This is a genomic window from Desulfosporosinus orientis DSM 765, assembly GCF_000235605.1.
GTDB classification, from domain to species: Bacteria; Bacillota; Desulfitobacteriia; order Desulfitobacteriales; family Desulfitobacteriaceae; genus Desulfosporosinus; species Desulfosporosinus orientis.
The window spans coordinates 3,695,851-3,710,150 of the sequence record NC_016584.1; the positions used below are offsets into that span (position 1 = coordinate 3,695,851).

15 protein-coding genes and 1 pseudogene are annotated in these 14,300 nt (G+C 44.4%); 2 read left to right on the plus strand and 14 right to left on the minus strand.

The features are described 5' to 3' along the window. Positions 1–97 precede the first annotated feature (97 nt). The 8 genes and pseudogenes from DESOR_RS17310 to mutM form a co-directional block, all read right to left on the minus strand. Positions 98–494, minus strand: a pseudogene (locus DESOR_RS17310) (ribosomal maturation YjgA family protein). Continuing rightward, positions 495–989: a DinB family protein gene (locus DESOR_RS17315; protein WP_014185880.1), complete on the minus strand. Its 495-nt coding sequence runs from the start codon at positions 987–989 to the stop codon at positions 495–497. It abuts the pseudogene before it with no gap. Continuing rightward, positions 986–1,642: a DUF2238 domain-containing protein gene (locus DESOR_RS17320; protein ID WP_014185881.1), complete on the minus strand. Its 657-nt coding sequence runs from the start codon at positions 1,640–1,642 to the stop codon at positions 986–988. The genes DESOR_RS17315 and DESOR_RS17320 overlap by 4 nt, the downstream gene beginning before the upstream one ends. 23 nt (positions 1,643–1,665) lie before the next feature. Next, positions 1,666–2,499 carry an EFR1 family ferrodoxin gene (locus DESOR_RS17325; RefSeq protein WP_014185882.1) on the minus strand — a complete coding sequence of 278 codons (834 nt, stop codon included), beginning with the start codon at positions 2,497–2,499 and terminating at the stop codon, positions 1,666–1,668. Continuing rightward, a complete protein-coding gene (locus DESOR_RS17330) occupies positions 2,499–3,344 on the minus strand; it encodes a pentapeptide repeat-containing protein (protein ID WP_014185883.1) in 846 nt (281 codons plus the stop codon). The genes DESOR_RS17325 and DESOR_RS17330 overlap by 1 nt, the downstream gene beginning before the upstream one ends. A gap of 86 nt (positions 3,345–3,430) precedes the next feature. Continuing rightward, the gene (locus tag DESOR_RS17335; protein ID WP_014185884.1) at positions 3,431–4,147 is read right to left on the minus strand and encodes a DUF1287 domain-containing protein; all 717 of its coding nucleotides are present in this window, start codon (positions 4,145–4,147) and stop codon (positions 3,431–3,433) included. Next, on the minus strand, positions 4,140–4,271 hold the full coding sequence (locus tag DESOR_RS30700; RefSeq protein WP_282434381.1) for a hypothetical protein: 132 nt from the start codon (positions 4,269–4,271) through the stop codon (positions 4,140–4,142). The genes DESOR_RS17335 and DESOR_RS30700 overlap by 8 nt, the downstream gene beginning before the upstream one ends. A 125-nt stretch (positions 4,272–4,396) precedes the next feature. Then, positions 4,397–5,218: a bifunctional DNA-formamidopyrimidine glycosylase/DNA-(apurinic or apyrimidinic site) lyase gene (mutM, locus tag DESOR_RS17340; RefSeq protein ID WP_014185885.1), complete on the minus strand. Its 822-nt coding sequence runs from the start codon at positions 5,216–5,218 to the stop codon at positions 4,397–4,399. 135 nt (positions 5,219–5,353) lie between these two features. Between mutM and DESOR_RS17345 the strand changes: the two genes are divergently transcribed. Then, positions 5,354–5,677, plus strand: coding sequence for a FlxA-like family protein (locus tag DESOR_RS17345; protein ID WP_014185886.1), 324 nt, complete (start codon positions 5,354–5,356; stop codon positions 5,675–5,677). Positions 5,678–5,777: 100 nt separating this feature from the next. Here the strand turns inward: DESOR_RS17345 and polA are convergent, their stop codons facing one another. Then, positions 5,778–8,402: a DNA polymerase I gene (gene polA / locus DESOR_RS17350; protein ID WP_014185887.1), complete on the minus strand. Its 2,625-nt coding sequence runs from the start codon at positions 8,400–8,402 to the stop codon at positions 5,778–5,780. Between the two features lie 256 nt (positions 8,403–8,658). Here polA and DESOR_RS17355 point away from each other — a divergent pair, with 256 nt between their 5' ends. Then, positions 8,659–9,585 carry a DMT family transporter gene (locus tag DESOR_RS17355; protein ID WP_014185888.1) on the plus strand — a complete coding sequence of 309 codons (927 nt, stop codon included), beginning with the start codon at positions 8,659–8,661 and terminating at the stop codon, positions 9,583–9,585. 92 nt (positions 9,586–9,677) lie between these two features. On the opposite strand, the gene DESOR_RS17360 is transcribed toward DESOR_RS17355, so the two are convergent. Genes DESOR_RS17360 through DESOR_RS17380 form a run of 5 tightly spaced genes read right to left on the minus strand, consistent with a single transcriptional unit; the run spans position 9,678 to position 14,298 of the window. Next, on the minus strand, positions 9,678–10,274 hold the full coding sequence (locus DESOR_RS17360; RefSeq protein WP_014185889.1) for a hypothetical protein: 597 nt from the start codon (positions 10,272–10,274) through the stop codon (positions 9,678–9,680). A 41-nt stretch (positions 10,275–10,315) separates the two neighbouring features. Then, on the minus strand, positions 10,316–11,977 hold the full coding sequence (locus DESOR_RS17365) for a glycosyltransferase 87 family protein (protein ID WP_014185890.1): 1,662 nt from the start codon (positions 11,975–11,977) through the stop codon (positions 10,316–10,318). 13 nt (positions 11,978–11,990) lie between these two features. After that, positions 11,991–12,893 (minus strand): UTP--glucose-1-phosphate uridylyltransferase GalU, encoded by a 903-nt coding sequence (galU, locus tag DESOR_RS17370; protein ID WP_014185891.1) that lies wholly within the window; start codon positions 12,891–12,893, stop codon positions 11,991–11,993. A 36-nt stretch (positions 12,894–12,929) separates the two neighbouring features. Next, on the minus strand, positions 12,930–13,319 hold the full coding sequence (locus DESOR_RS17375) for a GtrA family protein (protein WP_014185892.1): 390 nt from the start codon (positions 13,317–13,319) through the stop codon (positions 12,930–12,932). After that, a complete protein-coding gene (locus DESOR_RS17380) occupies positions 13,312–14,298 on the minus strand; it encodes a glycosyltransferase family 2 protein (RefSeq protein ID WP_014185893.1) in 987 nt (328 codons plus the stop codon). Before DESOR_RS17380 ends, DESOR_RS17375 begins: the two co-directional genes overlap by 8 nt. Positions 14,299–14,300 lie beyond the last annotated feature (2 nt).

Here is a 14,300-nt window from a genome sequence, read left to right on the forward strand (position 1 = left end):
TTATTTTTGCACCCTTTAACTCTATTGTTATAGCCAATTTTCTCCGAGATTACTATATCATACACTCTCTTTTCTAACAAACCGATAAAACTAAATACTAACTGTCTCGTGACTTTAATAAAAAGACCTCAAGCAATACACCAAATCCAATACCTATTGTATAAGCCACTAAATCACTCCATAAAAACCCATAGCCAAGTACCAGCCCTCCCAAGTCTTGTTTTCCTCAATCCGTCAAGCCATGGGGCATGATACATTTGACTGAATTCAATGGAAAAGGAAAATAAGACAGCCCCTAAAGCCACCCATCGTATTTTACTTCTACGCAGCAGGAAGGCAGTCATAAAATAAACCATTAAAGCCCACAAAGCATCTCCTAAATAGAGATTAAGCCAGTCCGGCAAATATAGGGCAAAGCGCCGGGCACTTAATCCTAACAGCATCACTGTTATAATTATAAGCAGGTACTTTAAGGGATTTCTCTTAACGATCATCTACCTTTTCCCTAAATAATAATAAACCAGGTCACAAGATGGAGGCTGCTTCTTCAGCTGCCTTAGCATGGTAACGATTTGCCCTCTATGGAAAGAGGAATGATTGATTACGTGGAGCATTTGCTTCCACAGCTCTAAAGAGTAAGGGTTTCCATGAATATTTTTATAGCTAATGATTTCCTGCAGTTCTTCTTCTGCCAGTGATTCTAAAAAGCCCCTCATCTGACTTTGAAAGTTATACCAATGTTCCGCCAGTGTCGAGTAGTCAGGAAAATCCTCTGCCTTTAAGAGGGTTCGGCCTTGCTCACCCCGCCAGCGGGACAGCCATAACTCTTCTGCACCAACAATATGAACAAGAGTATCACGCATAGACCCGAAACTGCTCCCTAAGTTCCTGCTGAATTCTTCATGCTCCAAGGAGCTCATTGCTTCAAAGAGCTTATGGTTTGCCCAGTCGTTATACCCATACAATTCCATGATTTGTTGTTTATTCATGGCTGATCCTCCTCTTTCCTTATCATTTCTTGGTTCCTCATGAATTTATCATGAATATTGCTCAAAAAAATTAATGACAGAATCGCTCCCCACAGAGCCATAAACATATCCCACTGAGTATCCCAAACGTCCCCCTGGGTGCCTAAAAATGCCTCTGCTGCAGTACCTGTCAATTCAGCAACACCCCATTCAATCAATTCATATAAAGCACTAATGGCCAAACAGACGCTGATCACTATGGCTGATAGCCATTTTCCCCGCGGCAGCTCCAATTTTCGCAAGAGTATTTCCCTGACAATTACAGCAGGAATGAACCCCTGGGCAAAATGTCCCAAGCGGTCGTAATAATTTCGCTCTAGGTGCAGCGTATCTTTTAACCAAGTAAAAAGCGGCATTTCTGCATAAGTGTAATGCCCGCCGATCATTAAAATGACCGCGTGAATTAAAACAAGACCATACACTAAATTAGTCAACCTAAAGCGATGAAATGTCATAACAATAACTATCAACCCGATTAAAGCAGGAAGAACCTCCAAAAACCAAGTAAATAAATCTTTGGGATTAATCAATGACCAAACTAAAACCAGGAAAAAAGCCAGCAATAAACCCAGATGCAAAGGTTCAATCTTGTGAAACTCCGGCCTTTTGTTCACTCTAACCCCTCCGAAACTGAAATTTAATGAGGCTTGAAATCTCCCCTTGGTCCTTTCCAGCGGAATTTATGAAGGGTTCTCTTGCCAATCTGGATAGCTTCTTGAGGACATTGATTAATACAGCGCATGCACATGTAACAACGGTCAGCAAAGCTGATTTTGCCATTGATTATGGAAATGTTTTTTGCCGGACACTGTTTAACACACTGCAGGCAATGAACACATTGATCATTTGCCTGAAAATTAGGTTTGATCTTCTTTTCGGCAAAGCCATATCCAAAATCCCAAATCCCTTGGAAGAGGGCGTTTAATACCGGTAATCCTTTAGAAACCTTTCCTCTCAATGAGTCAACCCTTTTTCCTTGCTTAATGGAGTTAACAGCAGCTGCTATTTTTTGAGCAAACTCGTTGATTTCCTCCATAGTTTCATAGTTCTTGTGCAAAGCTTTTTGTACATACTTAGATTCTTTGCTCATAAAAGGCAAGGCATCGGATCCGGGCATTCCCACCTGCAAATAATCAATAGGAACGTATCCTTTACCGCTTAAACCCTCACAGACATCTGCGATTGCCTGACCTGTAAACATGGCTTTGGTACAAAAGACAAACAACCCTTTTTGCCTTACCTTAGGCAAAGTATCAAGATATTGTTTAAAAAATTGAGGAGGCGCCCCCGCATAAATGGGAAAACCAATGATCAATAAATCAAAATCCTGGGTTTGTTCCGGTTTCAAATGTTCAATGGAAGCTAGGTGAGCATCAACAGAAAGACTTGCCAATTTTCTTTGCAAATATCCGGCAACATACTCCGTATTACCTGTTCCGCTAAAGTATAGAATGAGAGAGCTCATATCCATTAATCACACCCCTCCCAGAAAGCTGGACGAGAAAGGGCTAAGGGCAATTTGGTGCTTTTATCCCCTCTGGCAGCGTTAATCTGCCCTTGGGTAAGAAAAAGGCTCTGGGAAAGATCAGCTCCCCGCAGATCGGTATCCCGGAAATCTGCACCGATCAAGTCTGCACCCCAAAGGTCAGTTCCCCTTAAATCCGCAGCAATGAGACAGGCACCTCTTAAGTTTGCTCCCCTGAGATCATAGGTTCTGAGATCAGCAGCCATAAGATCCGCTCCACGCTTAAAGTTCTTTTGCCGCCTCTGAGAGGTTTGCTGCTTACTGCGTACGGCCTTTCGCACAAGTTCGCTGGTTTTTAATAAGACGGTATTAACCTCTGCTCTCAGTAAAGGGACATCCAACTCCAGGAGAGACTCAGGCCTGAGAAGGGTAAGGCGGTCTATCTTTTCCTGCATGTTATAAAGCTCGGTATGGATTGAGCGAGCCGGTTCCAAGGTCAGCCCTTCGGTAAGATACCAGAGCATTTCATGAAGCTGCCACATGATTAGGAAAACTTCAAACATTTCCCGGGCCAATTCCGGAGCTTTCCTCCAATCCTGCCCCCCGTAGATTTGGGCAACCTTTTGTCCGGCACCTATACAGTCATAAGCAAGGCAGCCCTTAAAGCCCTGCTCCCGAAGATCAGCGTGTATACGGCAGCGAAAGTCTGTTTGCAGGTGATGGCAAGGCTTGCCGGCTTCTTTATCCTTTGGGAAACCTTCCGAAGCCGCAAAATACAGGGCAGTGCAGCACAGTCCAAAACACTTATTACAGTCAGCCCGCAGGTGGCTGCGGCTTATATCTATTTGCATATCTTAACATCCTTCAACCCTAGAAAATCCTATGGCTTTTACGTTATTGAAGCCACAGACTGAAAGCTCCCTTAGTTCATGAGTAATTAAAAACAAGGAAAACGAAAATGTCCTGTTATCGAAGAAGGCCAACTCAAGAGCTGATCACTCTCACTGGCAACAGGCCCTGAATTATGCAGCAAATATGGTACCCCATCCGGCCGCCGTTTATCAGAAATTATGGCGATATGCTCATGGGGAAAATCAAAGGTCACAATATCCCCTGCCTGCCATAAATAAAGATTATCCTTATCACTGGGTATTATTTCCTTAGTAAGCTCTAAACCATGCCTGCGAAAGAAAACGATAAGATTTGAAACTCGCCGGAAATCAATATTCGGATCAGGTTTGCCGTTTACCCGTGGGTACAGTGCCAAATTATTACGTATGTCCTCATCAACCATGGCCTTCAAGTCGTATCCCGCATCGCGGAAGGCTCTCCACACAACATCAGTACATACTCCCTCAGTATCCGGGGGAAATCCCCCCTGATAATAAGCGCTGTGGTAGTGAGGCTTTCGTTTGACTTCTTCCTTCGCTCCGGCTGTGATATCCCTTAAATCATCCAAACCATCCCCGTCCTTATCCAGAGGACAATGGATTTCTGCAATGGAAACAGAATGAACAAAGGGCAGCTTATCAGAAAAAAAAGAGGGAATAAAACCTGTCTTAATTACAACCATCACCAGTGCAGCTATGCCTAAGAAAACAATACTAAGAACAGCAAATTTCTTAATAAGAATTTTTACGCTTCTATTATGCATTAACTGTCAAAGCCCCATTAAACACTGTTACGGCCTGGCCTCTGAGAATTGTTCGATCCCCCTCAACCTTAACTTTCACAATACCTCCTCGAGGAGATGCCTGAAAAATTTTAACATTTGCCATTATCCTTTTCTCCTCTATGACAGCTGCTTCCTTCGATGACAATCCTAAGCTAGATCCGCTGCTTTATAAATTTTACCCATTCCATTTTATATCAAATCTGTCCTCCGGCAAAGATGACTTTTAGCCTACTTCTGACACTTTGAGCAATATACTGTCGTTCGTCCGGCCAGGCGAACCTGTTCTAAGGTTTGCCCGCAAATTTTGCAGGGTTCCCCTCCACGTCCATAAACTTGCAAAGCTTGTTCAAAGGAACCTTTTTCCCCGTTAGCATCCCGGTAATCTCGGAAGGATGTTCCCTGGGCATCGATTCCTGCTTGGAGAACCTCTCTGATAGCTTGATGAAGTTTGGCTAATTCCTCTTCAGACAAGGTATCCACCCGGCGCAGAGGAGATATTCCTGCTCGAAAAAGAGCTTCATCAGCGTAGATATTGCCTAATCCCGCCAGAACATGTTGATCTAAAAGCGCGGCTTTCACCGGAAGTTTTTTCCTACTCAAACGCTCTTTTAAAACTTCCGGCGTAAATTCCTGTTCTAAAGGCTCTGGTCCTAGTTTGCATAAAGCAGACCCACTCACGCACAGGGGGGTAGGTATGGCTTGAATCCGTCCGAATTTCCGAACATCCGAGAAATGCACTTCCCCTTGATCCAATCGAAAAACAACATGAGTATGCTTCTCCGGTTCTTTTTTCTCCGAATAATAATTTAAACGGCCGGTCATTCGCATATGAGCAATTAACGTAATATCCTCCTCTAAGCGAATTAAAAGATATTTGCCCCGGCGATCGATAGTTTTAATTTTACGGCCGGCAACTAAAACCTCAAAGGGCTGACCTTCCCAGCCAGAGACTGCCTTAGGCCATATCAGTTCAACTTCGTTAATAACTAACCCCGCAACATGCCCGGCCAGGGTTCTTCGAATGGTTTCCACCTCAGGAAGTTCCGGCATATGTTTCCCTCATTTCTAGTGTAAAAAATCTATTCTCAAATTTTCAGCTGATTTTCAGTTAAGTTTCAGCCCTATTTCAGAATCATATATTATAGTTACCATACATATTGAGATTTAAGAGGAGGATAGTCTTCAATGAACATTTCTTCAGTATCGTCAGTGTCTTCAAGCTCAAATACATATTCTTCAGGAAGCAGCAGCGATGTACAGCAAATGTTAAACAAAATTAAAGACCTGGAAAATCAAATAAAAACCGAGACTCAAAGCAAGGATGATGACAAGACCAAACAGCAGAAAATCCAGTTATTGCAGGCGCAGATACTGCAAATTCAGAACCAAATTCAAGCTAAACAGACTAACCAAACGAACAGCAGCCAGCAAGATACTAAGCCGGATAATGCTGCCGCCAATACAACCATTAATAGTCTAAGCTATAACATAATTGATATACAAGCTTAAAACTTACTTAATCACTTACCAGGTAAATAATACCTTATTACAAAAAGCCCTCCCAAGACAGAAGCCTTACGACTCTGACTTGAGAGGGTTCTTTGTGTTGTTATTGTTTCAAATGAAAGGGCTTCATATCATACCAGTTGGGACCGACCTTACATTCCACCGTCATAGGAACTGACAAAGAATAGGCCTTCTCCATGTTCTCTTTCAGCACACAGGCGACACTTTCCAGATCCTCCGGAGCTACTTGCAGCAATAATTCGTCATGGACCTGCAAGAGCATGTCAGCCTTATAAGGTTTTATTCCTTCAGCCACTTTGAGCATGGCTAATTTCATGATATCTGCTGCCGTACCTTGGACCGGGGTGTTCATGGCAATGCGCTCGCCGAACTGACGCTGAACCCGATTGGAATGCATTAATTCAGGAATGCGGCGCAGGCGATTAAGCAGTGTACGAACCTGGCCGTCTTGCTTAGCTTGTGTCACCACACCCTCCAGGTAGCGTTTCACTCCGCTGTAGCGCTTAAAGTACTGTTCAACATAAAACTTTGCTTCCTTGCGGGGAATTCCCAGATCCCGGGAGAGTCCGAACTCAGTCAGCCCATAGACTAAACCAAAATTGACGGCTTTGGCACTCCGGCGCATGTCCGGAGTTACCTCATCCAGGGAGATGCCAAAGACTTCAGCGGCTGTCCGGGTATGAACGTCCTGGCCCAGAGCAAAAGACTCACATAAGAGGGGATCTTGGGAATAGTGCGCCAGAATCCTCAGTTCTATTTGGGAATAATCCGCCGATAACAACACCCAGCCCGGTTCAGTGGGATGAAATACTTTTCTGAGCTGCCGCCCTTGTTCCAAACGGATAGGGATGTTCTGCAAATTCGGTTCTGTACTGGATAAACGCCCCGTCGCCGTCACAGTCTGTTGAAAGGTAGTATGAATCCGTCCTTCCTTGGCTTGAGCCAACAGTCCATTGACATAAGTGGAGATGAGCTTATTCAATTGCCGGTAATCCAGGATTTTAGCGACAATGGGATGTACTGAGCGCAGGTCTTCCAAGGTCTCCGCATCAGTAGAATAACCGGTTTTAGTCTTCTTAGCGGCAGGCAGGCCCAGCTTTTCAAAAAGCACTGTACCCAGCTGCTTGGGCGAATTAATATTAAAGGTTTCCTCCGCTAAACCATAAATATCTTGTTCTAACTCTTTGAGAGTATGGCTGATTCCTTCCCCAAAGGCAATCAATTGTTCAGAGTCTACGGCAATGCCCTGCCGCTCCATTTGAGCCAGCACTAAACTCAAAGGTTCTTCTAAATCGTGGAGCAAGGAAGGCAGACCTAAGGAATGGATATCCTCCTCAAAGCGGGGAGCGACCTGGGCTAAACCGCCGGCTTCGTCCGCAGCGCTTTCAAAAGCCTCTTGATTAGGGAAATACTCTTTAACTAGATCTAAAGGGGCAAATTTTGTGCGCGAAGATTGTATTAAATATGAAGCTAAGCTCAGGTCTAAAGAAAGACCTTTCAATTCCGCTCCATCATTAGCCAGCAATAAGGCCACGGTTTTGCTGTCCGCAAAGGTCTTAGGAACCTGCTCATTCCCCATTAAGTCCAGCCAGGCCTGACAAACCTTTTCTGATACCTCAGCACGAGTCAGAGAAAAGGTTTCACCCTGAACCGCCACTCCCCACTCCAGCCAGCGTCCTCCCTGCAAACCCGTTCCTTCATAGCGGCAGGTCAAGGTGATGGGGTTTTTTTGAGTTTCCCACTCCTTAATCTGAGCCAGCCATTCCTCTTCCGAAAGTTGGCGTTGGGGCCATTTTCCCAAAGCCGATTCAGAAGGCTCAGTGACTCTTTCATCATCATCTTTATGTCGCTCCAGCCACAAACGAGTAACATTTTTCAAGTCATATTTTTGCAAAACAGGCAATACCTTAACCCCTTGGGCACGGCGAAAGACAAAATCCTGACTGGAAAACTCCAGAGGCACCTCTGTCAGCATGGTCGCCAGCTTTTTGCTTAAGATTGCTTGATCAGCATACTCTTTGAGATTTCCCTGAACCTTTTTTCCGGAAACCTTTTCAACATTTGCCAATACGTCTTCCACAGAACCAAATTCCCAAAGCAGCTTCAGGGCAGTTTTCTCGCCAATTCCCGGAACGCCCGGGATATTATCTGAAGTGTCACCCATCAAACCTTTGAGATCAATGATTTGAAGGGGGCGCAATTGATAGCGTTCCCAAAGGGCCGTTTCGTCGTAGCGCTCTACTTCACTGATTCCTTTTTTGGTTAAGTAGACATTCGTCTTAGGTGAAATGAGCTGGAGAGCATCTTTATCTCCCGTATAAATCTGAATTTCCATTCCCTGAGCTTCTGCTTGTTTGGTGATTGCCGCAATGAGATCATCGGCTTCGTATCCTGCCAATTCAAGGATAGGCACATCCATTTCTGTAAGAATTTCCTTAAGGTAATCAAATTGCGGGCGCAGGCCCTCCGGAGTTTCTTTGCGCTGGGCTTTGTAGCCGGCATACTGTTCAATTCGAACCGTCGCCTTAGTTTTATCGAAAGCAACCACCCAATAATCGGGCTGCTGCTCTTGTTCTAATTTAAAGAGCATAGTTAAAAAGCCATGCAAAACGTTCGTTGGTCTCCCATCCGCTGTAGTAAGCGGCGGAAGTGCATAAAAAGCACGATTTGCCAGGCTATTCCCATCTAAAATGACCATCCGCGGCATCCTAAAAACCCCCATTCTTTCTCATTTACTATATCATACCCACTACCTGCAAACAAACGCCAAGTTTCAGACTGCTCAAGCTCGTCAATCCGTCAATTCTATGGTTTTTCCGGGTCTATGAAGATGCTGCAGATAATTTCTCAAAAACCTGTCCGGAGGATTGACTAACAATGGCCAGATTGGTACGATTTAGTAGCTGAAATAACCTTTGGTCAAAAGTTAGCCGGGCTTATATCCGGCAAGGAGGATTATCATCATGTCGGATAAACAAGTTCGTTTACTTATGGTACTTACCAGTGTGCTCTGGTCAGGAGCATTTATAACCGGCAAATTTTCTATTCAGGAGTTTCCACCCTTTGCCCTGACCTTTTTCCGTTTTTTCTTTGCCTTGCCTTTTATTTTTACTATTCTCGTGATGCAAAAACCTAAACGGCTTCTTCCCCGGGGCAAACAGTGGCCGGCACTTCTCCTGCTGGGTTTTATCGGCACCTTTTGTTACCATGCCTTCTTTTTCACGTCCTTAGGCTATACCACTGCCATTAATTCCTCCCTGATTGGGGCACTTAATCCCATGGTAACCACCCTGTTGGCGGCCCTCTTTTTTAGCGAACGCTTGTCCTTTCCCAGGATATTGGGGATTTTCCTTTCTTTCAGCGGTGTCTTTCTCTTTATCACTAATGGAGATCTGCATCTCATCACTCAATTCCAGGTGAATCATGGTGATTTTTTAATGATGCTCGGGGTCCTTTGTTTTTCAATTTATTCCCTCCTGAGCCGACGTTACATGAAGCAATATGATCTAACCCCTTTTATGATTACGGCCTACACCTTTTTGATCTGTGTGGTCATTTCTCTTCCCTTTGCCTTATGGGAAAATCCGGCAACTTATCTCTATACCGCAACTATGAAAGGGTGGCTCTCTATCTTATACATGAGTGTTTTTGCTTCTGTATTAGGCTATCTTTTCCAATCCATTGCCATTGAACATATTGGTGCTCCTCAAACCGCTGTCTTTATCAATCTTGTCCCCATCTTTACCATCGTTCAATCCGTCCTGATTTTGCATGAATCAATAACAATCATTAAATTATTTTGTGCCGCTGTGGTGGTTTCAGGCGTCTATCTGGCGACGCGGCCAGAAACAAAAGTGTATTCCGCAGGGGCTCATAAGCTGGCAGGGTAAAACGAAACCTAAAAAGAAACCGGCTGTTGCAATTTTTGTAACAGCCGGTTTCTTTCTTTTCATTTACACGAAAGAGCCATGTTATGTTTAAGCTAGTTTAGAGAATCGAGAACCTCTTGGAATATGTCCTTGGATTGGAAGGAAGGCGGAGTATTCTTATCCGGGGCTCCCTTTTCTCCCTGGGATTGGTCTTTTGCTTCATTATTTCCTTGATCTTGGGATTGGTCTTTCGGTTCACCCATGGGTTGGCCATTTTGCCGGTCCCCTTGATTACCTCCTTGAGGAGCATTTGTACTCAAATAAGTTTTTTGATCTTCCGTAAAAACAGCTTCAATAGCCTCCCCCTTTTCCTTGAGGAAGTCCTCACTGGGATCCGTCGTGTCAATCAGGCTTTGTAAAATTGGTTTGACTGCTTCCTTCTGTTCACTTGTCAAAGCCACTTCCTCATTGGCCTGGAGCCGGCGAATACTCATTGCAGCCTCTACAGCCGGATTAAGGGTTTGCCGCTGACCTCCATCCTTTTGCATGTTTTGACCCTCCGTGTTGGATTGTTGGGTAGAGGACGGAACCTCAGACTGTGTGTCCTTAGTTCCGCATCCGCTTACCCCAATCACCAGGGCAGATAATAACACTCCGATGATAATTACGGATCGTCCTTTAAGTTTCTTTCCTAAGTATGGTTTTTCCATTGCTTAATCCTCCTTCAATAAAAAAATGATCTTTTTCAGTTTTATTCGTACTTTGCAACTATTTTTAGCTTGCCGGTTTTCCCCGCTGCATCCCTTCTTCCCATCACAATTTCGTATAAAACCTTCAGCAGGTATACGAACAGCACCACATTTAAAAACGACGTAATCACCAGGATTGGACCATAGGTTATGGAATTCGTTCCGCTGAGAGTTTTCAGCAAAACGTAGTAAGTGTTGACATAGCTGGTTGTGCTAAATCCCGCGGCTAACAGCAGCAGGCGTTTATCCCGCAGGTAAATGTAGGCTAAGATGGCCAAGGCCACTGCTGGGAACAAATATCGTTCATGCATTCTTGTAGAAAAGCTAAAGACACCTGCTATCAGGATAAGGGCCGCTGCCCCAGCATACTCCCGGCTTTTTCCTTTAATATAGAGAAACCATGCTGCCAGTGTCAGCAGGACAATAGCTGCCAAACCCCAATTATGATAGCTAAGCCCCAAAAAGGACGCTGCATCCGAAGTGAAATTCTTACCTAACAAACTGAAAAAGTTAAAGGCATTGACCGAAGCATAAGGATATTCTCCTAAGGTACTGGCGTACAGCTTGAAAATCCAAAGGCTGCCGAGATTCCAGGCAAAAGGCAGGAGAATAACCACAGCAGTGACTATTCCTGAACTTAAAACTTTTAGCCAGCTTTTTAACGATTTTTGCCTGATCAGCTCAAAGAACAGCACCGGGAGAAAGATAATCCCTTGTGGTTTCATGAGCACAGCTGAAGCAAAGAAGACTGTCGCCAGTCCAATTCTTCTTTCTGAGAGCAGCACAATGGCTGCCAGAATCAACAGGGTGAAAAAAGAATCAACCTGTCCCCATACCGCCGAATTAAGCAGTATGGCCGGGTTAAAGGCATAGAAGGCAGATATCAATAAACTTAACTCTAAGGTTAGGTACTTTTTGGCAAGTTTAAAGAGCAAGAAGGATGAAGCCAGATCAGCAAGGATTGAGGGCAGTTTCAGGAGCAAGGTGTAATAGGGGCTGAGTGCAGGCAGATTTCCCAGCTTCCCTACAATCAAGAGCACATAAATATAGAATGGCGGGTAATCACTGGCGCTGCGTCCTTGATAAACTTGGGAGAGATTATTGGCAGCCGTGGTTGCCCAGTTTTTAAAGAGATTTAAATCAAATGAGTGGCTGCTGATAGATGATGCCATTATTAGCCTCAAGAAAAAGCCAACCCCCAGGAGGGTAATGAGGACAATTTTCTCGTTAGAAGCTGAGATTTTAAGCTTCTTTTTTGCCATGAGATAATAGCCGCTCACGCTTAAAATTAGGAACAACACTGCATAGCCTATCATTTGCGGAACGTAGTTATTTTGCTCGCCGGCTCCTGAGCGGTTCATGCCGCCCGCCCTGTCCACCTTAGGGGCGGCCATAGACCGGTCCGAACTTGGCCGGGAATACTCCCTTGAATTTTGGCGATTACTTGGGTTCACCCCAGAATTCGGTCCTGGATTATTATTGCCCGGACTTAGATTGGAGTCCGAATTACCCCCCGGTTGAATCCAGGAGTTTCTGATCACTACATTTTGAGAGGATTGAGCTGTCCCGGCATAATTCCATAAGGACAAAATACATAGGATGCCGGCTAATAAAAGCATGGCTGACAAGCTGATCTTAAGAAGATGCTTCCTAATAAATGCCATTGGGAAACTCCTTTCATCCTGCCGCTCTTTTCAGCTTATGTTTGAAACCTTGATTTTTTAAAGCATGCTGTAAATACTTTACTAATTGAGGCTGCAGTTCTTCCCGCTGGAGGCCCATTTCGATAATCGCTTTTATATAGCCAAACTTATCCCCGATATCATAGCGCTCTCCATCCAGCTCCAAGGCTAAAAGATGATCCTTAAGACAAATTTCCTTCAGGGCATCAGTGAGCTGGTATTCATTGCCCGCTCCTCGCTCTTGCGTTTTCAGAAAGGAAAAAATCGACGGCATCAAGATATACCTGCCCATGATGGCGATATTCGAAGGGGCATTGGCCGGAGCAGGTTTTTCGATCATATCCTTCACGCTCAAAATCCTTGGTTGCTCTTTAACACCCGAAATAATTCCATACTTGCTGACTTCCTCCGGTTGAACCCTTTGCACACCAACAACCGTTGTCTGATAGGTCTCGAAAACTTCGATTAACTGCTTTAATCCCGGTGGGTCCGCTACCATGATGTCATCCCCTAACAGGACTGCAAAGGGTTCTTCCCCAACAAATTGTTCTGCACAAAGAATAGCATTGCCTAAGCCAAGGGGTTCTTTTTGGCGTATAAAATGGATATTTGCCATATCACTAATGTTTTGGATCTCATGGAGAATATCCGATTTTCCTTTTTCCCAAAGTGTCTGCTCAAGTTCCACAGACTTGTCAAAATGATCTTCTATCGATTTTTTATTTCTGCCTGTGACGATGAGAATACTTTCGATTCCTGAAGCCACGGCTTCTTCAACAATATACTGAATTGCCGGCTTATCAACGATAGGCAGCATTTCTTTGGGCTGAGCTTTTGTCGCCGGCAAAAACCGGGTTCCTAAGCCTGCCGCAGGAATGACCGCTTTTCTGATTTTCATGTTTTTCCCTCCGTTTCCTCAGTTATTACCCATTCGCTATTTAAAAATCAACCAACGATTACCGGCAAAGTTAATGATCATACTTAATCCGGTAGCAACAATTTTGCTTACAATAATCGACCAAGCAAAGTGAGTGTGAAAATAGACCAACAAGCCATAGGTTATGGATAAGACAGCTAAGTTCCACAGGAAAAATCCAAGAAATTGTCCCGGGGATTTTCCCCGGACACGCGCACTGAAGGTCCATGTCCGGTTGAGAAAAAAGCTGTTCAGGATTCCGCAGCTGTAAGATACAACTTGAGCTGCCAGCACTAGCACCCCTAGATGAGTTAGCACAGTAAATACGGCAAAATCCACTCCTGTATTGACTGCTCCAACCAGTCCGAATCTCACAAATTCTTTGGGGGCCTTTCCTGTCTTAGACAATCCGCTTCACTGTCCGTTCCTTTTTTACAGGCTGCTCTTTTCTCATCAGCCCGTAAGATTCACTGATAATATATAAGGGACGCTCTCTGGCTTCGTCATAAATCCGTCCAATATATTCTCCGATAATTCCCATCATGGTCAGGAGCAGTCCTGATAAGATCAGTTGGATAGAGATCACTAGCTCCCAGCCTGCAAGGAAAATTTTGTTAAACATCTTCATGAAAATAAGGACTGCCAAGCTAGAGAGACCAAAAGTTACTATAATGGTTCCTGCATAAGTGGCTAATTTAAGAGGCTTATAAGAGAAAGAAGTTATCCCATCCATACTTAACTTCATCATTTTCTTCAGGGGATACTTGGTCTCCCCAGCCAACCGTTCATCTCTTTCATACTCCACGGCTGTCTGGCGGAAACCCACCCAACTGACTAATCCCCGAACATAGCGGTTTCTCTCAGGCAAGCGCTTTAATTCTTCAACCACCCGGCGATCTATTAAACGAAAATCTCCCGTATCTGTGGGGATATTTAGGTCTGTGGAAACCCTAAGCAGCCGGTAAAAGAGATGAGCCGTTTGCTTTTTAAAAAAGGTTTCCCCTTTTCGCTTGGTTCGTTTAGCATAAACGACGTCAAAGCCTTCTTTCCATTTAGCAATCATCTCCAAAATCAGCTCCGGAGGGTCCTGCAAATCCGCATCAATGACGACAACTGCCGCACCGGCTGCATAATCCATTCCCGCGGTGATCGCCACTTGATGACCAAAATTGCGGGAAAATCCCAACAATTTCACAGTGTCATCTCCTTCTCCATACCCCTTAATTAGGGAGGCTGTCTGATCACGGCTGCCGTCATTGACAAAAATCAACTCATAGGACTCACCTGTTGAAGCCATGACTTGCTTCAATCTGCGGTAGGTCTGTTCAATAACCGCTTCTTCGTTGTACACCGGTATCACAATGGAATAGCGAATACCCGAATTCATTC

Excerpts from the sequence above, each read along its gene's own strand:
- DESOR_RS17315 (WP_014185880.1), bottom strand. The coding sequence starts at position 989 with ATGAATAAACAACAAATCATGGAATTGTATGGGTATAACGACTGGGCA.
- DESOR_RS17325 (WP_014185882.1), bottom strand. The coding sequence starts at position 2,499 with ATGGATATGAGCTCTCTCATTCTATACTTTAGCGGAACAGGTAATACG.
- DESOR_RS17330 (WP_014185883.1), bottom strand. The coding sequence starts at position 3,344 with ATGCAAATAGATATAAGCCGCAGCCACCTGCGGGCTGACTGTAATAAG.
- DESOR_RS17335 (WP_014185884.1), bottom strand. The coding sequence starts at position 4,147 with ATGCATAATAGAAGCGTAAAAATTCTTATTAAGAAATTTGCTGTTCTT.
- DESOR_RS30700 (WP_282434381.1), bottom strand. The coding sequence starts at position 4,271 with ATGGCAAATGTTAAAATTTTTCAGGCATCTCCTCGAGGAGGTATTGTG.
- mutM (WP_014185885.1), bottom strand. The coding sequence starts at position 5,218 with ATGCCGGAACTTCCTGAGGTGGAAACCATTCGAAGAACCCTGGCCGGG.
- DESOR_RS17345 (WP_014185886.1), top strand. The coding sequence starts at position 5,354 with ATGAACATTTCTTCAGTATCGTCAGTGTCTTCAAGCTCAAATACATAT.
- polA (WP_014185887.1), bottom strand. The coding sequence starts at position 8,402 with ATGCCGCGGATGGTCATTTTAGATGGGAATAGCCTGGCAAATCGTGCT.
- DESOR_RS17355 (WP_014185888.1), top strand. The coding sequence starts at position 8,659 with ATGTCGGATAAACAAGTTCGTTTACTTATGGTACTTACCAGTGTGCTC.
- DESOR_RS17360 (WP_014185889.1), bottom strand. The coding sequence starts at position 10,274 with ATGGAAAAACCATACTTAGGAAAGAAACTTAAAGGACGATCCGTAATT.
- DESOR_RS17365 (WP_014185890.1), bottom strand. The coding sequence starts at position 11,977 with ATGGCATTTATTAGGAAGCATCTTCTTAAGATCAGCTTGTCAGCCATG.
- galU (WP_014185891.1), bottom strand. The coding sequence starts at position 12,893 with ATGAAAATCAGAAAAGCGGTCATTCCTGCGGCAGGCTTAGGAACCCGG.
- DESOR_RS17380 (WP_014185893.1), bottom strand. The coding sequence starts at position 14,298 with ATGAATTCGGGTATTCGCTATTCCATTGTGATACCGGTGTACAACGAA.